23 protein-coding genes are annotated in these 23,406 nt (G+C 60.1%); 12 read left to right on the top strand and 11 right to left on the bottom strand.

The genetic code is table 11. From position 1 onward, the window contains the following. Positions 1-52 precede the first annotated feature (52 nt). Positions 53-577: a nuclear transport factor 2 family protein gene (locus APH25_RS02565; RefSeq protein ID WP_042141198.1), complete on the bottom strand. Its 525-nt coding sequence runs from the start codon at positions 575-577 to the stop codon at positions 53-55. Positions 578-607: 30 nt separating this feature from the next. Beyond that, entirely contained in the window at positions 608-1,708 is a 1,101-nt protein-coding gene (locus APH25_RS02560; protein ID WP_060480954.1) for an aldo/keto reductase, read from the bottom strand. An 84-nt stretch (positions 1,709-1,792) separates the two neighbouring features. Between APH25_RS02560 and APH25_RS02555 the strand changes: the two genes are divergently transcribed. Then, complete coding sequence (locus APH25_RS02555) at positions 1,793-2,743, top strand: AraC family transcriptional regulator N-terminal domain-containing protein (protein WP_371262489.1); 951 nt, start codon at positions 1,793-1,795, stop codon at positions 2,741-2,743. 50 nt (positions 2,744-2,793) lie between these two features. On the opposite strand, the gene APH25_RS02550 is transcribed toward APH25_RS02555, so the two are convergent. Both APH25_RS02550 and APH25_RS02545 read right to left on the bottom strand, forming a co-directional pair. After that, on the bottom strand, positions 2,794-3,462 hold the full coding sequence (locus APH25_RS02550) for a GntR family transcriptional regulator (protein WP_060480952.1): 669 nt from the start codon (positions 3,460-3,462) through the stop codon (positions 2,794-2,796). A gap of 67 nt (positions 3,463-3,529) precedes the next feature. Next, positions 3,530-4,264 carry an SDR family NAD(P)-dependent oxidoreductase gene (locus APH25_RS02545; protein ID WP_060480951.1) on the bottom strand — a complete coding sequence of 245 codons (735 nt, stop codon included), beginning with the start codon at positions 4,262-4,264 and terminating at the stop codon, positions 3,530-3,532. Positions 4,265-4,450: 186 nt separating this feature from the next. On the opposite strand from APH25_RS02545, the gene APH25_RS02540 reads away from it, so the two are divergent. The 5 genes from APH25_RS02540 to cfaB all read left to right on the top strand — a co-directional run bounded on the left by APH25_RS02540 (position 4,451) and on the right by cfaB (position 11,455). Beyond that, positions 4,451-5,482, top strand: coding sequence for an ABC transporter substrate-binding protein (locus APH25_RS02540; RefSeq protein ID WP_060480950.1), 1,032 nt, complete (start codon positions 4,451-4,453; stop codon positions 5,480-5,482). A 57-nt stretch (positions 5,483-5,539) separates the two neighbouring features. After that, positions 5,540-6,607 carry a phosphotransferase gene (locus tag APH25_RS02535; protein ID WP_060480949.1) on the top strand — a complete coding sequence of 356 codons (1,068 nt, stop codon included), beginning with the start codon at positions 5,540-5,542 and terminating at the stop codon, positions 6,605-6,607. Continuing rightward, positions 6,604-7,923: an aspartate aminotransferase family protein gene (locus tag APH25_RS02530; RefSeq protein ID WP_060480948.1), complete on the top strand. Its 1,320-nt coding sequence runs from the start codon at positions 6,604-6,606 to the stop codon at positions 7,921-7,923. The genes APH25_RS02535 and APH25_RS02530 overlap by 4 nt, the downstream gene beginning before the upstream one ends. A gap of 175 nt (positions 7,924-8,098) precedes the next feature. Beyond that, positions 8,099-10,150 carry a TonB-dependent receptor gene (locus APH25_RS02525; RefSeq protein ID WP_060480947.1) on the top strand — a complete coding sequence of 684 codons (2,052 nt, stop codon included), beginning with the start codon at positions 8,099-8,101 and terminating at the stop codon, positions 10,148-10,150. Positions 10,151-10,270: 120 nt separating this feature from the next. Beyond that, the gene (cfaB, locus tag APH25_RS02520; RefSeq protein ID WP_060480946.1) at positions 10,271-11,455 is read left to right on the top strand and encodes a C17 cyclopropane fatty acid synthase CfaB; all 1,185 of its coding nucleotides are present in this window, start codon (positions 10,271-10,273) and stop codon (positions 11,453-11,455) included. A 63-nt stretch (positions 11,456-11,518) separates the two neighbouring features. Here the strand turns inward: cfaB and cls are convergent, their stop codons facing one another. Then, complete coding sequence (gene cls, locus APH25_RS02515) at positions 11,519-12,958, bottom strand: cardiolipin synthase (RefSeq protein ID WP_060480945.1); 1,440 nt, start codon at positions 12,956-12,958, stop codon at positions 11,519-11,521. Between the two features lie 130 nt (positions 12,959-13,088). Here cls and APH25_RS02510 point away from each other — a divergent pair, with 130 nt between their 5' ends. Beyond that, the gene (locus APH25_RS02510) at positions 13,089-13,616 is read left to right on the top strand and encodes a DUF3617 domain-containing protein (protein ID WP_028632829.1); all 528 of its coding nucleotides are present in this window, start codon (positions 13,089-13,091) and stop codon (positions 13,614-13,616) included. On the opposite strand, the gene folE2 is transcribed toward APH25_RS02510, so the two are convergent. Together folE2 and APH25_RS25830 are read right to left on the bottom strand one after the other, a co-directional pair. Continuing rightward, on the bottom strand, positions 13,600-14,505 hold the full coding sequence (gene folE2 / locus APH25_RS02505) for a GTP cyclohydrolase FolE2 (RefSeq protein ID WP_060480944.1): 906 nt from the start codon (positions 14,503-14,505) through the stop codon (positions 13,600-13,602). The genes APH25_RS02510 and folE2 overlap by 17 nt on opposite strands. A 24-nt stretch (positions 14,506-14,529) precedes the next feature. Then, complete coding sequence (locus APH25_RS25830; RefSeq protein ID WP_060480961.1) at positions 14,530-14,910, bottom strand: hypothetical protein; 381 nt, start codon at positions 14,908-14,910, stop codon at positions 14,530-14,532. A 113-nt stretch (positions 14,911-15,023) separates the two neighbouring features. On the opposite strand from APH25_RS25830, the gene zigA reads away from it, so the two are divergent. From zigA to APH25_RS02485, 3 genes are read left to right on the top strand one after another with little or no spacing between them, the layout of a single operon-like run. Continuing rightward, positions 15,024-16,232 (top strand): zinc metallochaperone GTPase ZigA, encoded by a 1,209-nt coding sequence (gene zigA / locus APH25_RS02495; protein ID WP_060480943.1) that lies wholly within the window; start codon positions 15,024-15,026, stop codon positions 16,230-16,232. Next, positions 16,229-16,855, top strand: a complete 627-nt coding sequence (locus tag APH25_RS02490) for a DUF1826 domain-containing protein (RefSeq protein ID WP_060480942.1) — start codon at positions 16,229-16,231, stop codon at positions 16,853-16,855. The genes zigA and APH25_RS02490 overlap by 4 nt, the downstream gene beginning before the upstream one ends. Before the next feature lie 40 nt (positions 16,856-16,895). Further along, positions 16,896-17,867 carry a GTP-binding protein gene (locus APH25_RS02485; RefSeq protein WP_060480941.1) on the top strand — a complete coding sequence of 324 codons (972 nt, stop codon included), beginning with the start codon at positions 16,896-16,898 and terminating at the stop codon, positions 17,865-17,867. Here APH25_RS02485 and APH25_RS02480 read toward each other — a convergent pair whose 3' ends face one another. Continuing rightward, positions 17,868-18,260: a DUF3301 domain-containing protein gene (locus APH25_RS02480; RefSeq protein ID WP_028632835.1), complete on the bottom strand. Its 393-nt coding sequence runs from the start codon at positions 18,258-18,260 to the stop codon at positions 17,868-17,870. 110 nt (positions 18,261-18,370) lie between these two features. On the opposite strand from APH25_RS02480, the gene pdxY reads away from it, so the two are divergent. After that, a complete protein-coding gene (gene pdxY, locus APH25_RS02475) occupies positions 18,371-19,243 on the top strand; it encodes a pyridoxal kinase PdxY (protein ID WP_060480940.1) in 873 nt (290 codons plus the stop codon). Here the strand turns inward: pdxY and APH25_RS02470 are convergent. Beyond that, positions 19,240-19,725: an acyl-CoA thioesterase gene (locus APH25_RS02470; protein WP_060480939.1), complete on the bottom strand. Its 486-nt coding sequence runs from the start codon at positions 19,723-19,725 to the stop codon at positions 19,240-19,242. The two genes, pdxY and APH25_RS02470, sit on opposite strands and share 4 nt — an antisense overlap. A 337-nt stretch (positions 19,726-20,062) precedes the next feature. Between APH25_RS02470 and APH25_RS02465 the strand changes: the two genes are divergently transcribed. Beyond that, the gene (locus tag APH25_RS02465) at positions 20,063-21,823 is read left to right on the top strand and encodes a cation:proton antiporter (RefSeq protein ID WP_028632838.1); all 1,761 of its coding nucleotides are present in this window, start codon (positions 20,063-20,065) and stop codon (positions 21,821-21,823) included. Between the two features lie 104 nt (positions 21,824-21,927). On the opposite strand, the gene APH25_RS02460 is transcribed toward APH25_RS02465, so the two are convergent. Then, positions 21,928-22,335: an SMI1/KNR4 family protein gene (locus tag APH25_RS02460; RefSeq protein WP_060480938.1), complete on the bottom strand. Its 408-nt coding sequence runs from the start codon at positions 22,333-22,335 to the stop codon at positions 21,928-21,930. 115 nt (positions 22,336-22,450) lie between these two features. Continuing rightward, positions 22,451-23,305: a Tim44 domain-containing protein gene (locus tag APH25_RS02455; RefSeq protein ID WP_028632840.1), complete on the bottom strand. Its 855-nt coding sequence runs from the start codon at positions 23,303-23,305 to the stop codon at positions 22,451-22,453. Positions 23,306-23,406: the final 101 nt, after the last annotated feature.

Genomic DNA, 23,406 nt, shown 5'->3' with positions numbered 1-23,406 from the left:
CCTGCTACGCGGGGCCCCCGTTCCAGGGGCCCCAGCTCGCCAAGCGTACAAATCACCCCTCCCGAGGTTGAGGAACGCGACGCAGCACCTCGTCATAAGCTTGCAGATCCAGAAAGGCTGTCACTTCAACCGCGCGCGCCTTTTCCATCCGCAGTATCCACACATAGCTGTTGGTGTACGGCCTGTCATCGCCAGCAATGGCTTCGCCTTTCCAGCTGATGATGACGTACTCCCCATCGGCCCAAAGCTGCTTCGATACCGGCCGGATCGGCGTCTTCAGGCGTGTGGTGAGGGGGCGAACAGCCCTCTGCATCAAATCATCCCGCCCGTTGTAAGTCCCCGAGTTGGGTCCTGATCCCTCGATGGTCCACACCACCTCCGGTGCCACCACTTCGTTGAAGAAGTCTGCCCCCCCTGCCGCCCAGCGATCAAAGGCCGCGGCAACCACCGCTTTGTTGTCTGCGGCAGCGGCCTCCTGGTTTTGCACGGAAGTGGCCGAGGCTGCGGTCGCAAAGCAGGCAAGCGACGCACAGAGGACGATGCGGCAGACGCAATCGGGTATACGGATACAGGCCATGGTTGTGCCTCCTGTTAATAAACATGGCGGTTAGCGGGTGATAGGCGCTGGCGCTTCCTGGCCCGCTCGCTTCTGGACCTGGGCGCCGCCAAATACCAATTGCTGCACCATCGGTGTGGCAATAAACCGGCCTGGGAAAATGGGCGCTGGGGCGCTTGCCTGATCCAAACGGGCGATATGTGTTACATCCAGCTCGATGCTGAGTGCGTTCAGGTTGTCCTCGGCTTGAGTCAATGTTCTTGCTCCGATAATGGGCGCGACCACGGCCGGGTTGTGCAAGGCCCACGCAACCGCAACCTGGGAAGGTGTGGCGCCTATTTCCCTCGCGATCTCGACCACCACGCTGGCAATCTGTAACGAGCGCTCGGTCAAATGCCCCGTGGCACTGATCACGCCCTTGCGGTCTGCCGCTACGGCGGCTTCCTTGCTATCGCTCAGGTCTTCGGGCCCATATTTCCCGGTCAGGATGCCGCCGCCCAGCGGCGACCACGGGACTACGGCCAGCCCCATTTCCCGGGCCATGGGCAGTAACTCGTGCTCCACTGTGCGCTCCACCAGGCTGTATTCGATTTGCAGGGCCACCAACGGCGACCAACCGCGCAGATCGGCGAGCGCTTGCAACTGCGCCACCTTCCAAGCAGGTGTGTTGCAGATGCCCAGGTACAGCACCTTGCCGCTGCGCACGATGTCATCCAGGCCACGCATGACTTCTTCTGCGCTTGTGGTGAAGTCCCAGGCGTGCAGGTACAGCAGGTCAATACGGTCTGTGTCCAACTGGCGAAGGCTGGTTTCCACCGAGCGCATCAGGTTGAGACGGTGATTGCCGCCTGAGTTGGGGTCACCGGGGGAACGGGCCATCGTGTACTTGGTTGAAATGATCAAACGCTCGCGTTGGCCTTTCATGAGCTGGCCAAGCATGCGCTCCGAGGCACCGTTGGTGTAATTGACGGCGGTATCGATGAAATTGCCGCCTGCCTCGACATAGCGGTCGAAAATTTGCCGGGCTCCGGCTTCATCCGTTCCCCATCCCCAGTCAGAGCCGAAGGTCATGGTGCCGAGTGCCAGTGGGGAAACGCGAATGCCGGAGCGGCCAAGCAGGCGGTATTGATCGAGTGCTGAGCGAGTGGACATAGGGGCTCCTTACGAATCAGAGGGTGATTGCGTAAGGGGACTTTGCGACAGGGCGGCGGCTTGCACGTATACGGATCGTCCCGCATGCTTGCAGCATCCTCCGAGTTACCGGGCGTTCCACCGCATAACGTTTTGGGGCTTACCATGAATGTGCGGCGCACACTGATCGACGTCATCAGCCGTCATGCACCTTCCAATGGCTTTCACTCGACGCCATTGGCAGGGGTTACGTTGGTGCGTTCAGATACCCCGACAATCCCCATGCCTGTGGTGTATCAACCCACCCTCTGCTACATCGTCCAAGGCCGTAAGCAGGTATCCATTGGGCCCGCGACCTATGTTTACGACGCGGCCAACTACCTTGTCGCCTCAGTAGACATTCCGGTGATGGGCTCCATTATCGAAGCCAGCGAGGCAGAACCGTATCTGTGCCTGGTACTCGACCTGGATATGGCGGTGCTCAGTGAGCTTGCCTTGCGCAACCCAGGCGCCAGCCACCAAACAGCCGATTCAATGCCGAGTGGCATCGAACTCAATGGCAGCACACCCGAGCTGTTAGACGCAGTGGGCAGGCTGGCACGCTTACTGGACACCCCGCAAGATGCAGCGGAGCTGGCGCCGCTGGTAGTACGTGAGGTGCTTTATCGCCTGCTTACCCGCCCTGGCAACTGCGTGCTGTTGCAGATGGCCAAGGCCGACAGCCGCCTGCGTCAGATTGCAAAAGCCATTACCTGGCTGCGTGCCCATTACCAGGAAGCGGTGCGCATCGACGATATTGCCGGCATCGCAGGCATGAGCCGGTCCACCTTCCACGCTCATTTCAAAGCGGTCACATCAATGAGCCCGCTTGAATTCCGTTGCCAGTTGCGCTTGCAGGAGGCGCGGCGCCTGATGGTGGCGGAGGCCCTGGATGCTGCCGGTGCGGGTTACCGAGTAGGCTATGAAAGCCCGTCCCAATTCAGCCGTGACTACGCCCGCGCTTTCGGCCTTCCGCCCGCTCGGGATGCCCTGCGCCTGCGCAGCGGCGCGGCCTAGTTCATCCGTTGGCTTGGGTTCGGCAGGCGAGCGGTCGCTGAGCTGCCCACCTAGTCATGCTCAAGCTGCACATACTCGAGCATCTTCTGGCTCCCATCCAGAATATCCGCACAGATCGCCTCCCGGGCGGCAGCCCCGTCCTTGTTCTTTAGCGCCGCCAGCACTTCCCAGTGATGGTCGATGGCCATGCGTTCATTGAAGCTGCCATACGCCCGCGCAATCAGCGGCCCTGTGCGCATCCACAGGCCATCAAGCAGGCTGGACAGCATCGGCATGTCGGCTATTTCGGTGAGCGCATAGTGGAATTCGTGGTTGTGGGTAAGTGCGGCCGCCAAGTGGTTGGCCTGGATCGCAGCCAGGTTGTCCTCGATACAGCTTTCGAGCCGTTCGAGCTGTGGCGTTGTCACGTGCGCGGCTGCTGTTTCGGCAGCCAGGCCTTCCAGGGAAAGGCGTATACGGCGGATTTCCAGAAACTGCTTGGAGGTCAGCATCGGGACGCGGATGTCCCTGGGCGTTTTGAGAACCAGCGCCTGCTCCTTGGCCAGTTGCAGAATCGCATCCCGTACCGGCGTAACGCTGGTGCCCAGTTGCTCGGCCAGGTCGCGAATACGCAGCCTGTCGTTGGGCTGGAAGCGACCGGTAATCAACGCCTCGCGTAACAGGCCATAGATGCCGCTGCCCAAGTAGGAGTGTTTCAGGTTCTCGATGGGGTAGTTCATTGCTTACTCGTGTACGGCACAGGACCGGCGGCGGAGGGGAACCTTCCACGGCAGATTATCGAATAACTCAAACATGTTGCCCACCATTCACGTGTATTTCTGCACCGTTCACGTAAGACGCCCCGTGGGTACACAGGAAGTGCACCAGCGCTGCGACTTCCTCCGGTTTACCCATGCGCTTCATCGGGATCGAACGCTCAACGATCAGCTCGGTGCCTGCAGACAGGATCGACGTGTCGATTTCACCGGGTGCAATGGCGTTGACCCTTACGCCGTGCTGGCCGAAATCATGGGCCATTTCCCGGGTGAGCGCAGACAGCGCCGCCTTGGAACAGGCATAGGCCACGCCTGCAAAGGGGTGTACCCGGGAGCCTGCGATGGAGGTGACATTGATGACCGAGCCCTTTGCAGCCTTCAGTTCCTCGAACAGCCCGCGGGCGAGCAGGGCGGTGGAGAACAGGTTGACGTTGAACACGTTCAGCCAGGTGGCGTAGTCGGACTCCAGCACACCCAGGCGCTCGCCGTGCTCGCCCTTGGGTGAAATGCCGGCGTTGTTCACCAACGCGTCCAGGCGGCCGCCCAGTTTTTCGCGGATCTCCGGCAGCCTGGCCTGGACGTCCTCGATGTTGCCCAGGTCGAGGTGAATGTGGTTGGCGAGGCCTTCAGCCCATGGGCAGCCTTCGCCAAGGTCCTGGCGAGAGGCGGTGAAGACTCGCCAGCCAGCCGCGTTGAAGTGCTTAACCGTCGCGTGGCCGATGCCGCGGCTGGCGCCGGTGAGCAACAAGGTGCGTGATTCGGTCATGGTGGCGTCCTTTCGGTGATGAGTGGGAAGAGCATAGCTTAAAAATATGATGCATCATATTTGGATTGTGGTTAAATGACTCGCCGCCTCCTGAGAGGCGCACTGCCTGATCTGTTTGCTGCCACTACAAAAAAACTGCCATCCCTTGAAGCTGCCCACGACCTCGTAGCGCACCTGGAGAGACGCATGAACAAGAAAATCGCAGCGGTACTGATACTTGGAACACTCGCAGGCCCCCTCAGCGCCGCTGAGAGGCTGACCGTCCTGTCCTTTGGCGGGAACAACCGCCAGGCCCAGGAAAAGGCCTTCTACCAACCCTTCACTGCACAGTACGCCACCCCCATTACGGCAGATGACTACAACGGCGAAATGGCCAAGATCAAAGTCATGGCCGATACCGGCAAAACCAGCTGGGATGTGGTGGAAGTGGAGTCGCCCGAGCTGATTCGCGGGTGCAGTGAAGGCCTGTTCGAGCCTTTGGATTGGGGCCGGATCGGCAAGAAAGGAGACTTCATCCCTGCTGCGGTGAGCGATTGTGGGGTCGGTATTTTCATCTGGTCGACTGTCCTCACATTCGACCCCAAAAAAGTCGCCTCGGCGCCCCAGGGCTGGGCCGACTTCTGGGATGTAAAGAAGTACCCGGGCAAGCGGGGCCTGCGCCGGGGTGCCAAGTTCACCCTGGAATTCGCCCTGATTGCCGATGGGGTCCCCCTGAAGGATCTGTACCAGGTGCTGGGAACCGAAGCCGGTGTGCAGCGCGCGTTCAAGAAGCTGGACCAGATAAAGCCCAATATCCAGTGGTGGGATTCCGGCGCACAGCCTCTGCAATGGTTGGTATCCGGTGATGTGGTAATGACCTCGGCCTACAACGGCCGGGTGACGTCGGCCCAGGACGAGGGCCAGTCATTTGCCATGCAGTGGAACGGCAGCCTGTACGACCTGGACCACTGGGCAATTGTGAAAGGCAGCCCGAACAAAGCCCTGGCAGAAACGTTCATTGCCTTTGCAAGCGAACCTGTGCAACAGAAGCATTTCGTCGAAGCCATTCCCTACGGGCCAAGCAACAGGCATGCGGTAGAGCTGGTGGACAGAAAAGTCGGCGACAAATTGCCAACCGCGCCAGACAACCTCAAGAACGCCCGGGCTACGGATGCCGAGTTCTGGATCGACCATGGCGAAGACCTGGAAGAGCGCTTCAACGCCTGGGTCAACAAGTAATGCATGATGGCGCCTGCGGGGCAGGCGCCGATTTCGCGCCAGATAAGGGGTAGGGGTATGCCGCTTGAAAATTTCGCAATCGGTGACAGCTTGCTGGAAGTCGCCCCGGCGCACGTCAGTGATGCCCAGGCGGGGGAGATGCTGCATCGGCACTTCGGCTTAAGCGGCACGCTCGAAAAACTTGGCGGTGAAAGAGACCTGAATTTTCGGGTGCTATTGCCTGACGGGGCATCCCGCTTGCTGAAGCTTTCCCATCCGCTGGAAAACCCTGACGTTGTCGATTTTCATAATCAGGCAATGCGCTGCATCGCCTTGCGTGACCCAGCCTTGCCTGTGCAGCGCGTACACACCTCACTGGCCGGCGACCACTTCGTGCGCGTCGAAGTCAACGGTCAACGTATGCTGGCCCGGCTTCTGTCATTCGTCGACGGTATGCAACTGCACCGGGTAGGCCGCACTACCCAAGCGTTTCGTCGGTCATTGGGGGCGTCTCTCGCCCGCCTGGATGTTGCGCTGGAAGCTTTCGATCACCCGGCTGCCCGCCACACGTTGCTCTGGGACATGCAACATGCGGCGCACCTTCGGCCCCTGCTTGCCCATCTCGAACCGGGGCAGGGTCGCGCGCTGGTGGAGCAGAGCCTGGATCAGTTCGAAGCGCAAGTGGTGCCGACAATGGCTGGGCTGCGCAGGCAAGTTATCCACAACGACATGAACCCCCATAACATCATCGTGGATGCTGACAACCCGGATATATTGCGCAACATCCTCGACTTCGGAGACATGGTCCACGCGCCCCTGATCAATGAAGTGGCTGTGGCGGCTTCGTACCATCTTGGCCACGATGGCGACGCCCTGGCGCCGGCGCTGGATGTCATCGCCGCATATCACCAGCACAACCCGCTTGCCCGCGAAGAGCTGCAACTGCTGCCTGAGCTGCTGCGCACCCGGCTGGCCTCGGCCCTGTGCATAAATTCATGGCGTGCGCAGCTGCACCCGGAAAACCGCGCCTACATCCACCGTAACTCCCAGCGTGCATGGGCGAGCCTTGCATCGATCGCGGCCCTGCCGCGGGCGGAGATCGAAAACCGAATACTGGCGGCCTGCAGCCGGGAGGGCAGGGCATGAGCATGGTCAATGGCTTCACCCCAGACGATGCGGCGCGGCTCACGGAGCAGGAGCGGCGCCTTGTAGAACGTCGTGAACGCTTGCTGGGCCCTGCCTACAGGTTGTTCTACGAACGGCCGCTGCACACGGTGCGAGGCGAGGGCGTGTGGCTGTTCGATGAGCAGGGCCGTCGCTACCTGGATGCCTACAACAACGTCGCATCAATTGGGCACTGCCACCCGCGCGTGGTGGAGGCAATGCATCGCCAGGCCCAGCAGCTCAACACCCATACACGCTATTTGCAGGAGGGCATTCTCGACTACGCCGAGCAGCTGCTGGGGACCTTCCCGAGTGACTTGGACCGGGTAATGTTCACCTGTACCGGCAGTGAAGCGAACGACCTGGCACTGCGCATGGCCAGGCACTATACCGGCGGTACCGGCATCATCATCACCCAGTTTGCCTATCACGGTGTTACCGGCGATGTGGCTGAGCTGTCGCCCTCCCTGGGTCGCGGTATGGTGTTGCCCAGCCATGTGCGCACCGTCAGGGCGCCGGATGCCTACCGGCTGGGTACCGACAACGTTTCCGCGTTGTTTGAAGCCGACATAAAGGCAGCCATCCAGGACATGCAAGCACACGGCATACGCCCCGCCGCCATCGTCATGGATGGCATTTTCTCCAGTGACGGTGTACTGGTTGGGCCCCCTGGCTTCATGGCCGCGGGCATTGCAGCGGCCCAGGCCGAAGGCTTGCTGTATATCGCCGACGAAGTTCAGCCAGGCTTCGCTCGCACCGGGTTGAACATGTGGGGCTTCATGCGCCATGGCGTGCAGCCGGATATGGTCACGCTGGGCAAGCCCATGGGCAACGGGCAACCCATTGCTGGCCTGGTGGGGCGCAGTGAGGTGGTCGATTGCTTTGGCAGGCACATGCGCTATTTCAACACCTTTGGGGGTAACCCGGTGTCGTGCGCGGCGGGCAAGGCGGTGCTGGATGTTATTCAGGAGCAGAACCTGCAGCAGCAGTCGCACGTCATTGGCGGCTACCTGCTTGAGGGGTTGTCCCGGCTTGCGCAGCGGCATGCGTGCATGGGCGAGGTGCGCGGCGCGGGGATGTTCCTGGGTGTCGAGTTGGTGACCGACCGCGTTACCCGGCAGCCGGCAGCCGAGCAGGCTCGGAAGGTGGTTAACAGCATGCGGGAAAAGGGTGTGCTGATCAGTGCCTCAGGGCCACTGGAAAACGTGCTCAAGATCAGACCACTGCTGACCTATACCAAAGAGCATGCAGACATGTTGATTGAGGCGGTGGACACGGCCATGGCGGATATCGGCTGACGTTAGCTGCTTTGAACTGATGAAGTGAGCATTCTGGGAGCCCCTTACGGGGCGCATGTGCTCGGCCAATATCAGGCTCATTACAGTCATTATTAGTTATGATATAACGTTTGCAGATAAAGCAGGCCCAGACCTGCGCCGCCCACACTTTCATCTTTGCAGCCCAGGAGCTCCCATGCGATTCACCCCGGCCTCCCTCGCCATGTTTACGGTGATGTTCTCCCCTGAACTGTTCGCCGACCAGACCGGCAACTCCACCATCACCCTTGGCGAGGTGAACATCACCCAAAATGCAGGGGTGGCACTGAGCACCGAACATGTACTCACTTCGGTGGATGTGCTGGGTGGCGACCAGGTGCAGGAAAAGAACGTGATGAACAGCTGGCAGTTGCTGGGCCAGATGCCGGGTATTCAGCTCACGGAAACGGGGCAGGGCGCCGAGTCTGGCAAGGTCACGTTCCGTGCATTCAATGGCGAGGGCTACATCAACGGCATCAAGACCCTCATCGACGGCATTCCCAGCAACGTGAACAGCGGCAACCAGCGCTTCATCGACATGATCTTCCCGCTGGATATCGACTACATCGAAGTGGTGCGCGGTACCAACGACCCGCGTTACGGCCTGCACAACATTGCCGGCAACATCAACTTCGCCACCCGCCAGGGTGGCAACTACGTTGATAGCCGGGTTACCTACGGCAGCTTCGACACCCGCGAAATACAGCTGGCGGTCGGCCACGAAGAAGGCAACGTCGCCCAGAACTACATACTCGCCAAGCAGGACAGCGACGGCTACCGTGACCATAGCCAGTCCAACAAGTACGCACTGGGCGGTAAGTGGTTTGTCAGCAATGATGAACAGAACTTCCGCATTGGGCTGATTGCACGGCTGTACCATCACCAGGCTGAAGAGCCGGGTTTTCTGACCCGCGAACAGATGCACGCCAGCCGTACGCAGTCCCCCGAAAAAAATGCCAACGATGGCGATGACCGGGACATGAAGCACCTCAGCCTGCACGGCGACTGGCAGATCAACGACGACCTCAACCTGAGCAGCAAGCTGTACTTCAACAGCTACAACGATGACCGCACCATCACCTTTACAGACTATCGGCCAGGCAATGCGCCGCGGCAGCGCCGGCAGTGGGATGAGCAGCAAACCGGGGTGCTCAACAACCTCACCTGGCGCATCAACGACCTGCTCACCCTCGATGGCGGCATCAATTACGAAGAGCAGGACAACACTTATAGGCGCCTGCGCTACAGCTTCGGTATCCCTACCGATTTCGATGTAAAGCCGGCCCGGGTGCAGAATGACGACAGCTACACCCTGCGCAACATCGGCGGCTATGTGCAGGCTGTGATCCAGCCCACCGAGTCACTGAAGATCATCCCGGCCATGCGGGTGGACAAGTTCTCTGGCAACACCGAGCTGCTCGGGGGCGTAAAAGCGCCGCTGCAGGACTACGGCTGGATCCGTCAACCCAAGCTCAGCGTGATCTACAGCCTTACCCCCGATATCGACCTGTACGCCAACTGGGGGCGAACCTTCCAGATTCTGACGGGGTCTACCCCGCCCGCTTATATGACGCCAGGCCAGGCTTCTTACGACCCTTCTATCAACACCGGCAAGGAAGTCGGTATCAAGTTCCGCCCCTTCGAAGGCGCCCAGGCCCGGGTTGCACTTTGGCAACAGGATGCCACCGACGAAGTGGCCAACATGCCAAGTACGGGCACTACCGTAGGGTTGGGTGAAACGCGCCGGCGGGGTGTAGACATGCAGATCACCGCGCAACTGGATGAACAGTGGACGGTCTGGGCTTCTCACGCCATTCAGGAGGCCAAGGTAGTGAAGGCCTACTCTGCGTCCGGCCAGTCGCTGTCTGGCAAGGAAGTGTTTTCTACCCCCCGGTACATCAGCAATGTGGGCGTGGACTATCGCTATAACGATGACTGGAAGTTCGGCGTGCAAGGGCGGGCCCAGGGCAGCTACTACATCGATGAGCTGAACGAGAAGGGCAAGTACGGTGGCTTCGTGGTTGCAGATGCCAGCGTCAGCTATCGCATAACGCCTGTCACCAGCGTCGACCTGCAGGTGAAAAACCTGTTTGACCGCCAGTACGAGTATGTCTGGTACGACAATTTCTTCTGGGGCGGTAATGATCAGGCCATGTTCTCCCCTGCACCGGGCCGCTCTGCATTCGTGTCGCTCAACATGAAGCTTTAGGCGCCAGTGCTCACCTACGCCCTTCGTTTAACAGAAACTCCCTGCCAATGAACTACGCTATGCCGGTGGCTTTCGAAATGACATGGGTCTTCCCCTGCACAGGGGACGGGAGGGTGCTTCATGTTTGCTCAACTTCCACCGGCATTGCAGCATCTGCATCTGCCACTGCGCCTCAAGCTGTGGGACGGCAACTACTTTGACCTTGGGCCCAGCCCTCAGGTGACTATCCTGGTCAAGGAGCCACAGCTGATTACCCAGCTCACGCATCCGAGCATGAATGAGCTGGGTACTGCCTTCGTCGAGGGCAAGCTCGAACTGGAAGGCGACATTGCCGAAGCCATCCGGGTGTGTGACGAGCTCAGTGAAGCCTTGCTGGGTGGTGAGGATGAGCGTATCCCCCAGCGGCTGGCCCACGACAAGGACACCGACGCCGAGGCGATCTCTTACCACTACGATGTTTCCAACGCGTTCTACGCGCTGTGGCTGGACCCGGACATGGTGTATTCCTGCGCCTATTTCCGTGAGCCGGACAACACGTTGCAGCAGGCCCAGCAGGACAAGTTCGACCATATCTGCCGCAAGCTGCGCCTGGGTGCAGGTGAATATCTGTTGGATGTCGGCTGCGGCTGGGGTGGCCTGGCCCGCTTCGCGGCGCGTGAGTACGGCGCCAAGGTGTTCGGCATAACCTTGAGCAAAGAGCAGCTCAAACTTGGGCGGCAGCGCGTCGAGGATGAGGGCCTGGGCGACCAGGTCGACCTGCAGATTCTGGACTACCGGGATTTACCCCAGGACGGTCGCTTCGACAAGGTCGTGAGTGTGGGCATGTTCGAGCACGTGGGGCACGCCAACTTGCCGTTGTATTCCCAGACGCTATTCAATGCGGTACGTGAAGGCGGCCTGGTCATGAACCACGGCATCACGGCCAAGCATGTGGATGGTCGGCCTGTAGGGCGGGGGGCGGGTGAGTTCATCGACCGCTACGTATTCCCCCATGGGGAGCTGCCGCACTTGTCGATGATTACGGCCAGCGTATGCGAAGCGGGGCTTGAGGTGGTGGATGTCGAGAGCTTGCGCATGCACTACGCCAAGACCTTGCACCACTGGAGCGAGAACCTGGAAAACCAGCTGCACAATGCCGCTGCGTTGGTCCCGGAAAAAACCCTGCGTATCTGGCGGCTGTACCTGGCAGGTTGTGCCTATGCCTTCGAAAAGGGCTGGATCAACCTGCACCAGATACTGGCAGTGAAGCCCTACGCTGATGGGCACCACGACCTGCCCTGGACCCGCGAACACCTGTATCGCTGACCGCCGTCGCAAACCGGGCGACCCCTACCGAAATGGCAGGGTCGCCTTGGTTGTGTATGGCGCCTACAGAACGGGTGAAATCAGGCGCGCAATGCGCATGCCCAATTGCTGCACCCGGTGAGTGGTCTGGCTGTCTTCGGCGGTTATCTCCCGTGCTTGTGCAAAGTCGTCATTGAGCATCTGCTCGACCTTGTCGGCGAAGTCACGGTCCACGGTCAGCAAGGTAATTTCAAAATTAAGGCGGAACGAACGGTTGTCCAGGTTGGCGCTGCCTATCGCGCTGATCTCGTCATCCACCAGCACCACTTTCTGATGCAGAAACCCCGGCTGATAACGGAACATGCGCACACCCGCGCGCACGGCTTCGAACGCGAACAGGCTGGAGGCGGCGTAGACCACACGGTGGTCCGGGCGTGACGGGATCAGTACCCGCACGTCCACACCCCGCAACACCGCCAGGCGCAGTGCGGCGAATACCGCCTCGTCGGGAACGAAGTAGGGGCTGGTGATCCAGACTCGCCGGGTGGCGGAGTGGATCGCTTCCAGGAAGAACAGCGCGCAGGTCTCCTGCGAGTCGGCCGGGCCGCTGGCAAGGGCCTGGCAGAGCACGCCGTTATCGGGGTAGGTATCCAGCAGAATCAACGGCGGTAGCTGGCGGGTGGCCCAGTACCAGTCTTCGGCAAAGGATTCCTGCAGGCAGGCCAGCACAGGCCCGCTGATGCGTACGTGCGTATCCCGCCAGGGTGACAGCTTGGGGTCGGCCCCCAGGTATTCGTCACCGACGTTGTGCCCGCCGATGAAGCCCACCACGCCGTCCACCACGACGATCTTGCGATGGTTGCGGAAGTTGACCTGCAAGCGGTTGAACCAGCCTCGGCGTGTGGCGAAGGCATGGATCTGTACACCGCCTTCGCGCAACCGCTGGCTGTAACTCGCCGGCAAAGCGTGGCTGCCTACCCGGTCGTACAGCACGAACACCTTCACGCCATCGGCAGCCTTGCGCAGCAACAGCGCTTGCAACGCTTTACCCAAAGCGTCGTTGTGGATGATGAAGAACTGTACCAGCACGACTTCCTTGGCGTTCTCGATGGCTTCGAAGATCGCATCGAAGGTTTGCTTGCCATCAATCAGCAACTCCACCTGGTTATTGGCCAGGCATGGCATGCGGCTGAGCTTGGGCATCGCCCTTAGCGCGGCGTAGCTGGCCGAGGCGCGGGCCGCCAGCGCTTCTTCAACCCACGGTCGCCAGTTCAGGTTGGCCATTGCCACGTGCATCTCCTGATTGGCCTGGCGCCTGGCCTTGATGTAGGCGTAGAACGAGCGGGCACCGAATATCAGGTAAGGGATCAACGTGAAGTACGGGATGAAAAACAGCGGCATCGCCCAGGCTATCGCACCTTGGGCAGTGCGCACGGTAAACAGCGCGTGCAGCGCGGCGACGATTCCCAACAGGTGAACAACACCCAAGAGGTAACCGAAGAAGTAGGGGCTGTGGTAATCCATATGCGTCCTGCTTATTGAATACACCTTAGGTAACAGAACACGTTCCGGGTTCGCCTGCAACAACCGCTTATTTTTAGCGTCTAAGCGGGATATTGTCCGGGTCGTCCGGCTTTTTCAGGAGCGTTTGTCCATGAAGATTCGTCTGCCGCTGTTGGCGTTGGCCCTGGGTTTGAGCAGTGCCGGTGCGCAGGCCCAGATGCTGCAACCGGGTTTGTGGGAGTTGACCACCAGCAACATGCAGGTGGACGGTAAACCGCTACCCGATATGGAATTCATGCTCAGCCAGTTGAAGAACCTGCCACCCGAGCAACGGGCAATGATGGAAGGTGTGTTGGCCAAGCAGGGCGTTACCGTGGGCGGTAAGGGCGTGCGCTCTTGCCTGACCCCGCAGCAGGTGGCAACCAACGACATCCCCTTGCAGGACCCGAAGTCGGGCTGCACGCAGAAAATTACTGACCGCACGGGCAACGTCTGGAAGTTTCAGTTCAGCTGCCCCAAAGCCCAAGGCAGCGGTCAGGCCACGTTCCTCAGTGACAGGGAATTCACCACGCAGGTGAACGGTACCTTCAATGCCTCTGGGGTGCAGCAGCAGGGCAGCATGAATACCCGCGCAGTATGGCTGGGTAACGATTGCGGCGCGGTCAAGCCTCGCACCTGACCTCCCAGCCCCACTGGCTTGTCGCCACAGCGTCGTGGGCATGCAGGCTTTCTGCATGCTCCACGCGTACCTTGAACGCGCTGCTCCACGGCGTCTGCTTTAATGTTTCATGCAGCCTTCGTGCGGCGTCCTCGCAGAACATCAGGTTTTGGCCATTGGCCAGTGCGAAGGCTTGCTCATCACCACGCTTTACCGCTGTCTGCACGGCAGTACCCAGGCTGGTCTCCACCTGATCGATCAGCTCGGTGATGGGTAACGCCGCCTGATTACTCCGCAGCCTTACTTGAATCTTGGCCAGGCTTCTTTGGCTATGGGGGGTTGCAACGATGCCCTCTGCCGTGCCCAGCCACCTCAGTACCGCTTCCCGGTCCACGTGCTCAGCCGTGAATGTGGCTTGGAACTGCTGCTGGATGAGTTGTCTGGCCAACGCCGCCGAGCATGGGCAGGTAGACGAGTAGGGGACTGACACGGATAGTTCCACGTGGAACATTTCGTTTTCGATACGCGCATTCACTTCTACTTCGTAGCTCTTCCAGCCAGCCAGAGGGCTAACCAGTGCAGGTCTTTTCAGCAGATGCTCGAAGCGTAGGCGGATGTAACTCGCGGATGAAAGCCCCTCATGGCTCGTGAGGAAGTTGGCCAGTAGCCGTCGTAGTACGACAGGCGTCAACGGCACTTGCTCCAGAGATTCCAGCGCCAGGTAAAGCCGCGACATGTGAATGCCTCTGGAGCCGCCATCCACCAGGCTTACTCCCGCATCGATTTTTGCAGCCGCCGTACGCCCTTCGAAGGTGATGGGCAAAGCGATGCCGCACATGCCTACCCAATCCAACGGCTGGGACTGGTCCAGGTTCTGTGCGGCGATATCGGGTAGCTTCAGCTGAGTCATTGGGTATTCCAGAAAGTAGTGTGTTCAGCGGCATCCGCCGACCAGGCTGCAGTGCAGGTTGAAACGCTGGCCGCTTGAGCTGGATACCCTGTTCAACGTGGTCCAGCCCACCCTGCGGCTGTATCCAACCCACGCTTCCCCATTGCTTGCCAGGCCTGTGAAGAAAGTCAGGCTGCCGTAACGGCTATTAGTCTGTGCCCATAGGCGCCTGCTCTGGACGTCGTAGCCACGTAAATAAAACGTGCTGCCCTCTGTTCGCACGCTGTAGTAGCCGCCGGCGCGGTCCTGGCAGGCCAGCAGCGTGGCGCTACGGGTGCAAAGGGCGAGTTTAGGGCTGGGAGGCATCGCCAACGCGCTGCAGGGCAAGGCGAGCATCAGTAGCATGAGGATGCGTTGCACGTTCATCTGGGGCACTGGCGAGCTCTCGTTTGTCAGGAACAGCTTGGCGAAATTGTATTGTTACTTTATAACATTGTGCAATGCATCGTTTCGAATGCTTCTGCCTGTAGAGGTTTGCCATGTCTGATCGCCTTCCCGTTACCGTGCTCTCCGGCTTTCTGGGGGCCGGCAAAAGCACGTTGCTCAACCATGTACTGCGTAACCGCGACAACCTTCGGGTGGCGGTTATCGTCAACGACATGAGTGAAATCAACATTGATGCCAGCGAGGTGCAACGCAACGTCAGCTTGAACCGTGCCGAAGAAAAGCTGGTGGAAATGAGCAACGGTTGTATCTGCTGCACATTGCGCGAAGACCTGCTGGAGGAGGTTGCGCGGCTGGCTGAAGAAGGCCGTTTCGATTACCTGCTTATCGAGTCGACGGGCATTTCAGAGCCGCTACCCGTTGCAGAAACCTTCACCTTCCGGGACGAGCAAGGGCGCAGCCTGTCAGACCTGGCGCGGCTGGACACCATGGTCACCGTTGTCGATGGCCTGAATTTCATGAGTGATTATCAAGCTGCCGATAGCCTGGCCAGCCGTGGCGAAACATTAGGCGATGAAGACGAGCGCTCGATTACCGACCTGCTCATCGAGCAGGTGGAGTTTGCCGACGTATTGTTGCTGAGCAAGATCGACCTGATCAGCCAGGCAGAACGGGAAGAACTCATCGCGATTCTGCGTAGCCTCAACGCCCGGGCGCAGATTGTGCCTATGGTCATGGGCCAAGTCCCATTGGCCAGGATTCTCGACACCGGCCTGTTCGATTTTGACGAGGCAGCCCAGGCGCCGGGCTGGCTGCAGGAACTGCGCGGCGAGCACGTGCCTGAAACCGAGGAATACGGCATCGCCGCCAGCACATGGCAGGCACGGCGCCCGCTTCATCCACAGCGCTTCTTCGACTTTATCCACACCCCTTGGACCAATGGGCGCCTACTGCGCTCGAAAGGCTTCTTCTGGCTGGCCAGCAAGTACCAGGAGGCCGGAAGCTGGTCTCAGGCGGGCGGCATGATGCGCCATGGCTTGGCAGGGCGATGGTGGCGATTCGTACCGAAGGATCAGTGGCCGGAGGATGTGGATAACACCGCTGCCATTCTCAAGCACTGGACGCCTGACACCGGCGACTGCCGGCAAGAGCTGGTGTTCATAGGGCAAAACATCGATTTCGATGAGTTATCCACAGCGCTGGAGGCTTGCTTGCTCACCGATGAAGAGATGGAACTCGGCCCGATGGGCTGGCTGCGGCTGGAGGACCCGTTTGGGCCATGGCTTGAGCAGGCTGCCGCATGAATCAGGCCCTTCAGCTTGTGGATATCCGCCAGGTATTCGGCGATTCTCCTCAGATACTGGCGGATGTGCTGCAGGACGGTGTGAACATGTCTGTGTGGCGCAGGCATTTGCCGCCGCAGTTGGAGGACTTCGCCGCAGTCGTGGTGGGCCTTGGCCCATCACTGGCAGACCAGCGCGTGATCGAGGTGGATGAGCACAGGGCGCCGGTACTTGCCGACCTCTTGGCGGAGGCCGCCGACGTGGAGGGTTACGGGGCCTTCGTCGCTGACGTGACATGGTTGGTCGAGGCCTACACCTGCCTGCTGGGCGCTCGCCGGGTAGGGCTGCGCATTCGCGTGCTGGAAGGGCCGATGTGCCCGCGCTTCCATGTGGATAACGTGCCTGTGAGGCTGCTGTGTACCTACTCAGGGCCAGGGAGTGAATGGCTGGAGAGTGATACCCACACCCGAGAAAACTTATCCACAGCGGTGGTTGATCTGCACAGCATAAATCGTCTGCACGCGGGTGAGGTGGCATTGCTCAAAGGTGAGAAGTGGCAGGGCAATGAGGGGGCGGGGCTTGTGCACCGATCACCTGCCGGGCCACAGCGCCGCCTGCTGCTCAGCCTTGACTGGCTGGCGTGACGGCGCATAGTGGGCTACCCCAGCCAGCCATAGATCAGCCATGTTCCACGATATCCCCACCCACGTGATTGCAGGCCCCTTGGGGGCCGGCAAGACCACTCTGCTCCGCCATTTGCTGGCACAACGGCCTGCCAGCGAGCGCTGGGCAGTGCTGGTGAACGAATTCGGCTTGGTGGGCCTGGACGCCGCTTTGCTGGCCCGCGACGACGATGGCGTCGCGATAGGCGAAGTGGCTGGCGGTTGTTTGTGTTGCGTGAGTGGTGTGCCTTTCCAGGTTGGTTTGGGTCGGCTTCTGCGTAAGGCCAAGCCCGACAGGCTGTTCATCGAGCCTTCCGGGTTGGGGCACCCGTTGCAGTTGCTGGATCAACTGAAAAGCGAACCTTGGCAGCATGTGTTGACGGTGCAGCCTCTGATCATGGTGGTCGATGCCCGCTCTCTGCTGGTGGATGATCTACTGTCGGATGCACAAAGGCGTGCTCTGGCAGCTTGCGAGCTACTGGTAATCAACAAGTCAGACACTGTGGATGAAAATACTAAGCTGTTGATAAATAACAAATTATCAACAGCTAAGCTTGCTTGGGTGGAGCAGGGGCGCCTGCCTCTGGCAAACCTTCCACTGCGCAGTAGCGGCGTTATCCAACATTCACCTGTGGATAACCAGATTGTCGACAATCTGCACGGCAGGCCCTTGGTCGTCTGGGCGGATCCTACGCTGCCACTGTCCATGACGCAGCAGGGGGAGGGCGGCTGGAGCATTGGCTGGCGTTGGCACCCGAGCCAGCAGTTTTATCCACAAGTCATCGCAGCCGCGGTGGAGCGCCTGCCGTGGCGGCGAGCGAAGGGGGTTATCCACACTGCGGCTGGTTGGCAGTCTTTCAACGGGCTGGATGGCAGTGTCCCAGCCTGGCAACCCAGCGATTGGCGCACCGATAGCCGTATCGAGTTGATTTTCGATGAACCGCAACCCGAGGCGTCGCTTCAGGCCGTGTTCGCTGCGTGCCGGGTCAGCTGATCAGTTATGCCAGCGGTTATGCTGCTGGCGCCACTGCTGCATTTCGATGACGTTATCGGTGCGCGGCGGCGTCTTGATTTCGAACGGGTAGGGCGCCAGCTCAATTTGCACGCTGTGCGCGCCGAACTGGGTCACGGTCCCTGGGTGGCGCTGCTCGCCGGTCACGGTGAATTCGAACCCATAGATGCGCGCCAGCCGTTTGCGGCCCTTGGCATCGCGCACGAAGGCGATGCGCTTGAGGGCGACCGCATCGTCCAGCAACTCCAGGTCCAGCTTGGCGCAATGCTGCTTGACCCGTTCCAGGGCTTTTTCGCGCAAGCCGTGGTTGTGCCACAGCCAGGCGCCTGCGGTGGCCACCAGCATCAGCAGGAAGAGGTTCTCCAGGGTCAACATTTGCGTATGCTCCAAACAGGTAGATCCAGCTTAACTGCGTCCCTGGCCTGTCGTACAGGTGGCAATCGAGTTCATACTGCGCAGTCTTGAAACCGCTTTGGAACCCCTGCATGAAACGTACTCCGCACCTGCTCGCCATTCAGTCCCATGTGGTGTTCGGCCACGCCGGCAACAGCGCTGCGGTGTTTCCCATGCAGCGTATCGGGGTCAATGTCTGGCCGCTCAATACCGTGCAGTTCTCCAACCACACACAGTATGGCCAGTGGGCCGGCGAAGTGCTCGCCCCTGCGCAAATTCCTGCGTTGGTGGAAGGCATTTCCAATATCGGTGAGTTGGGGCACTGTGACGCGGTGTTGTCCGGTTACCTGGGTAGTGCTGAACAGGGCAGGGCGATTCTGGCCGGTGTGGCGCGCATCAAGGCGGTAAACCCCAAAGCACTGTATGTGTGCGACCCGGTGATGGGGCACCCGGAGAAGGGCTGCAGCGTGCCGCAGGAAGTCAGCCAATTTTTGCTGCAAGAAGCCGTTGGCAAGGCCGATATCCTGTGCCCCAACCAGTTGGAGCTGGACAGCTTCTGCGGGCGCCGCGCGCAGTCCCTGCAGGATTGCGTCGGCATGGCACGCAGTTTGTTGCAACGGGGGCCCAAGGTAGTGCTCGTCAAGCACCTGGCCTACCCGGGGCGTGGCGAAGACCACTTCGAAATGCTGCTGGTAACCGCTGAGCACAGCTGGCACCTGCGCAGGCCTTTGCTGGCGTTCCCGCGTCAGCCGGTAGGGGTTGGCGACCTTACCTCTGGCCTTTTTCTGGCCCGGGTGCTGCTGGGCGACAGTTGGGAGCAGGCCTTCGAATTCGCCGCAGCGGCCGTGCACGAGGTGCTGCTGGAAACCCAGGCGTGCGCCAGCTACGAACTGCAACTGGTGCGTGCCCAGGATCGCATCGCTCACCCCCGGGTACGCTTCGAGGCGCAGCCGCTGGCGTTCTAGGTCGCGTCGGTTTTCAGGTTCTGGTAGCGCTTTTCCAGTTCCTGGCGAATCTCACGGCGCTGCTGGCCTTGCAGGAAGCGGCGCTTTTCTTCGCTGGTTTGGGGTTGGCGCGGCGGGACCGACACCGGCCTGCGGTTGTCATCCACAGCCACCATGGTGAAGAAGCAGCTGTTGGAGTGGCGTACCGAGCGCTCGCGGATGTTCTCGGTCACCACCTTGATGCCTACTTCCATGGATGTGTTGCCGGTGTAGTTCACCGACGCCAGGAAGGTCACCAGCTCGCCCACGTGCACGGGCTCGCGGAAGATCACCTGGTCGACCGACAGGGTCACCACATAGGAGCCGGCATAGCGGCTGGCGCATGCATAGGCCACCTCGTCGAGGTACTTGAGCAGGGTGCCGCCATGTACGTTGCCAGAAAAGTTGGCCATGTCCGGGGTCATCAGGACAGTCATGCTCAGCTGGGCGTTTCCAGGTTCCATAGTGTGCTCACGGTGTGGTTGCGCTGAATCGGGCAAATGGGGGGCGTTATCTTCAGGCATCGCAGTTCCCCTCTCGTTGAGTTGCCAGGCCAATACGGGACGTCGGTGGGCGCGCGGGCGTCACGCCGATACTGCCATCGGCGGCGGTTTCCCAGCCGATCTGTTTCATCATATTGCACTGGCATTTTGCGCCTGGGTGCAATGTTAACCTGAGTACACCCGTGAACCACGGGCCTTCCATTGTTCAATACAGTCTGTACTGCTTGCTTGGCTTGCCTCGGCGCAGGCGCGGTCTGCCTGGGCATTCACCAAATGACGAGAAAAGGAGTATCGCGCCATGCATGCCATCAGCTTCATCCAGGACCTGGCGGTCATCATGCTGGTCGCGGGCGTGGTCACCATCCTTTTTCATCGCCTCAAGCAGCCCGTGGTACTGGGCTACATCGTTGCCGGTTTCATCATCGGCCCGCATACCCCGCCTTTCGGCCTTATCCACGATGAGGACACCATCAAGACCCTGGCCGAACTGGGGGTGATCTTCCTCATGTTCTGCCTGGGGCTGGAATTCAGCTTGCGCAAGTTGTTCAAGGTTGGCGCTACCGCGTTCATCGCGGCCTTCCTGGAAATCGTGCTGATGATATGGATCGGCTTCGAAATTGGCCGCTGGTTTGGCTGGAACACCATGGATTCGCTGTTCCTGGGCGCCATCCTGGCCATCTCTTCAACCACCATCATCGTCAAGGCGCTCAACGACCTGAAGATGAAAAACGAGCGTTTTGCCCAGCTGATTTTCGGCGTGCTGATTGTCGAGGACATTCTGGGCATCGGCATCATTGCGCTGCTTTCGGGTATCGCCGTCAGTGGCACGGTCAGCTCCGGTGAGGTGTTCTCCACCGTTGGCAAGTTGTCGCTGTTCATGATCGTTGCCCTGGTTATCGGCATTTTGCTGGTACCGCGCCTGCTGGCTTATGTAGCCAAGTTTGAAAGCAACGAGATGCTGCTCATCACCGTGCTGGGCCTGTGTTTCGGCTTCTGCCTGCTGGTGGTGAAGCTGGAATACAGCATGGTGCTGGGGGCGTTCCTGATTGGCGCGATCATGGCCGAATCGCGCCAGTTGCTGAAAATCGAACGCCTGATCGAGCCGGTGCGCGACATGTTCAGCGCCATCTTTTTCGTCGCCATCGGCCTGATGATCGACCCGCAGGTGCTGATCGATTACGCCTGGCCCATCGTGGTGATCACCTTGGCGGTGGTGCTGGGCAAGATGCTGTCGTGCGGCATGGGGGCCTTCATTGCCGGTAATGATGGGCGCACTTCGTTACGGGTTGGCATGGGCCTTTCCCAGATTGGCGAATTTTCATTCATCATCGCCGCGTTGGGTATGACCCTGCAGGTCACCAGTGACTTTTTGTACCCGGTAGCCGTTGCCGTCTCGGCCATCACCACACTGCTTACCCCCTACCTGATTCGTGCCGCTGACCCGTTGTCGATCAAGCTGGGCAAGGTGGTGCCTGGTCGTCTGGCCAGGGTGTTGTCGTTATATGGCGAGTGGTTGCGCAGCATCCAGCCCCAGGGTGAGGGTGCCATGGTGGCGGCGATGATACGGCGCATCCTCATGCAGGTCGGGGTAAACCTGGCCCTGGTGATCGCCATCTTCTTCAGTGGCGGTTACTTTGCAGGGCGTATCGGTGCCTGGCTCACGCAATGGGTGGGCGATATCAGCCAGCAAAAGGCGATGATCTGGGGGGCGGCACTGTTGTTGTCGCTGCCCTTCCTGATTGCGGCCTATCGCAAGCTCAAGGCGCTGTCGATGCTGTTGGCCGAGATGGGTGTGAAGCCAGAAATGGCCGGGCGCCATACCCAACGTGTACGGCGTGTAATCGCAGAGGTGATACCGCTGTTGTCGCTGCTGGTGATCTTCCTGCTGCTCTCGGCACTGTCGGCGAGCATTCTGCCTACCAACGAGCTGTTGCTGATTATCGCGGTGGTTGCGGCGGTAGTAGTGGCGTTGCTGTGGCGCTGGTTCATCCGCGTCCATACACGCATGCAGATCGCCTTGCTGGAAACCTTGGAGAACAGCCGGGAGAACACCCACTAACACCGCCCGTAGGAGCGAGCAAAGCTCGCGATGCGCCGCCAAAGCGGCGCCCGCCCCCATCGCCGCAAAGCCCGCTCTTACAGGCCAATCACCCGGCCATTAGCTCAGCTTTCCAGCCAGACATCCCGCGCCCAGTGCCACACCGACTCCCAGCTCTCTTCACCGACCAGCTCATCCTCGGCATCCCACAACACCACCGTGCCGTCCTCTTCAACGCAGTAGTAGTTCTCGCCATCCTGGCACAGCGGGATCAACTCACGCGGTACGCCGACGTCCCATGCATTGGCGGCGACTTCAGGCAGGTAGGTATGCGATTGCGGGTCAGTGACCGTAACAGGCTCCAGTGAGCCGTATACAACGTCACTTACGTTCAACAAGAACTCTTTGAACACAAACGGAATGTTGATGAACAGTTGTTCTTCGATCTCGACCAACAATTCCTCATCCGGAAGCTCGAGGGGCACCGGCACTGGCTCGTTGGCTTCACGGAGTTGTTCGATCACTTCTTCCACGGTTCACTTCCTCAGACCTAGATGACAACGCTGCGGGTTATACCCTAGTAGGCCGCTATGACAAAAGCAAAAACCCCGGGGAGGGCCCCGGGGTTTTTGGGTGCAGCGTGCGCGGTTAGCCGTTTTGGCGGATACCGGCAACCAGCCATGGCTGGTTGTCGCCTTGGGCGCGAACCATGTGCCAGCTTTCGCTGAATGCCTCACCTTGGTCGAAGCGCGAGTTTTTCGACACGCCGCGGAAGGTCAGGGTAGCGTCGGTGCGGTCGGCGCGATCATCAACACCGTCCAGCTGCACTTCGAGATTGTCGATATAGGTCGACTGGAAGCCATCACCGAGTTCGGCACGCTCGCGCTTGAGGAACTCGAGCATCTGCGGGGTAACGAACTCGCCGATCTTGTCCATTTCGTTGGCATCCCAGTGCTGCTGCAGCGACTGGAAGTGGTTGCGGGCAGCGGCCAGGAAGCTCTGCTCGTTGAACCAGGCTGGCGCGTTGATCACCGGCGCCGCTGCCGCAGCAGGTGCTGCCGAGCCGCCGAAGATGGAGGGCTGCGCAGGCTGGCCGTACACCTCACGCTGCATCGGCGCATGGCCAGGCGCAGCCATGTGTGGCTGCTGCTGGCGACGTCGTGCGGCAATGAAGCGGAACACCAGGAAGGCAATGAGCGCGACGATCAGGAAGTCCATGATCTGGAAGCCCTCGAAGCCGTCGCCCATGAACATGGACGCCAGCAGGCCACCGGCGGCCAAGCCTGCCAGTGGGCCCAGCCAGCGCGAAGCACCGCTGGCAGCTGCCGGTGCACGGCCAGGCGCGGTCGGCGTGGCAGCGGGCGTGGTTGGCGTAGCTTGACGGGTCTGGTGGATAGGCGCGGAGCCCGAGCTCTTGCCGCCGCCAAAGCGTTTGGCGTTGGCGTCCAGGCTCAGCGTCAGGCCGACGCAAAGCGCCAGTGCGATGCTAAGAAAACGTTGCATAAGTGGGATATCCCCTGTTGTGGATTGCACGCGCGTCATGGTGCACAGGTTCCTGGGCACATGGCCAGCGACATAATGTTTCGAGCTTTTGCCTAAATGTT

The sequence above is a fragment of the Pseudomonas sp. NBRC 111119 genome (genome assembly GCF_001320125.1).
GTDB lineage: Bacteria > Pseudomonadota > Gammaproteobacteria > Pseudomonadales > Pseudomonadaceae > Aquipseudomonas > Aquipseudomonas parafulva.
This window is presented reverse-complemented; position numbering and strand designations above follow the sequence as displayed.

Bases quoted from the DNA above. Each gene is read 5' to 3' on its own strand.
- APH25_RS02565 (WP_042141198.1), bottom strand. From the start codon at position 577: ATGGCCTGTATCCGTATACCCGATTGCGTCTGCCGCATCGTCCTCTGT.
- APH25_RS02560 (WP_060480954.1), bottom strand. From the start codon at position 1,708: ATGTCCACTCGCTCAGCACTCGATCAATACCGCCTGCTTGGCCGCTCC.
- APH25_RS02555 (WP_371262489.1), top strand. From the start codon at position 1,793: ATGCTTGCAGCATCCTCCGAGTTACCGGGCGTTCCACCGCATAACGTT.
- APH25_RS02550 (WP_060480952.1), bottom strand. From the start codon at position 3,462: ATGAACTACCCCATCGAGAACCTGAAACACTCCTACTTGGGCAGCGGC.
- APH25_RS02545 (WP_060480951.1), bottom strand. From the start codon at position 4,264: ATGACCGAATCACGCACCTTGTTGCTCACCGGCGCCAGCCGCGGCATC.
- APH25_RS02540 (WP_060480950.1), top strand. From the start codon at position 4,451: ATGAACAAGAAAATCGCAGCGGTACTGATACTTGGAACACTCGCAGGC.
- APH25_RS02535 (WP_060480949.1), top strand. From the start codon at position 5,540: ATGCCGCTTGAAAATTTCGCAATCGGTGACAGCTTGCTGGAAGTCGCC.
- APH25_RS02530 (WP_060480948.1), top strand. From the start codon at position 6,604: ATGAGCATGGTCAATGGCTTCACCCCAGACGATGCGGCGCGGCTCACG.
- APH25_RS02525 (WP_060480947.1), top strand. From the start codon at position 8,099: ATGCGATTCACCCCGGCCTCCCTCGCCATGTTTACGGTGATGTTCTCC.
- cfaB (WP_060480946.1), top strand. From the start codon at position 10,271: ATGTTTGCTCAACTTCCACCGGCATTGCAGCATCTGCATCTGCCACTG.
- cls (WP_060480945.1), bottom strand. From the start codon at position 12,958: ATGGATTACCACAGCCCCTACTTCTTCGGTTACCTCTTGGGTGTTGTT.
- APH25_RS02510 (WP_028632829.1), top strand. From the start codon at position 13,089: ATGAAGATTCGTCTGCCGCTGTTGGCGTTGGCCCTGGGTTTGAGCAGT.
- folE2 (WP_060480944.1), bottom strand. From the start codon at position 14,505: ATGACTCAGCTGAAGCTACCCGATATCGCCGCACAGAACCTGGACCAG.
- APH25_RS25830 (WP_060480961.1), bottom strand. From the start codon at position 14,910: ATGAACGTGCAACGCATCCTCATGCTACTGATGCTCGCCTTGCCCTGC.
- zigA (WP_060480943.1), top strand. From the start codon at position 15,024: ATGTCTGATCGCCTTCCCGTTACCGTGCTCTCCGGCTTTCTGGGGGCC.
- APH25_RS02490 (WP_060480942.1), top strand. From the start codon at position 16,229: ATGAATCAGGCCCTTCAGCTTGTGGATATCCGCCAGGTATTCGGCGAT.
- APH25_RS02485 (WP_060480941.1), top strand. From the start codon at position 16,896: ATGTTCCACGATATCCCCACCCACGTGATTGCAGGCCCCTTGGGGGCC.
- APH25_RS02480 (WP_028632835.1), bottom strand. From the start codon at position 18,260: ATGTTGACCCTGGAGAACCTCTTCCTGCTGATGCTGGTGGCCACCGCA.
- pdxY (WP_060480940.1), top strand. From the start codon at position 18,371: ATGAAACGTACTCCGCACCTGCTCGCCATTCAGTCCCATGTGGTGTTC.
- APH25_RS02470 (WP_060480939.1), bottom strand. From the start codon at position 19,725: ATGGAACCTGGAAACGCCCAGCTGAGCATGACTGTCCTGATGACCCCG.
- APH25_RS02465 (WP_028632838.1), top strand. From the start codon at position 20,063: ATGCATGCCATCAGCTTCATCCAGGACCTGGCGGTCATCATGCTGGTC.
- APH25_RS02455 (WP_028632840.1), bottom strand. From the start codon at position 23,305: ATGCAACGTTTTCTTAGCATCGCACTGGCGCTTTGCGTCGGCCTGACG.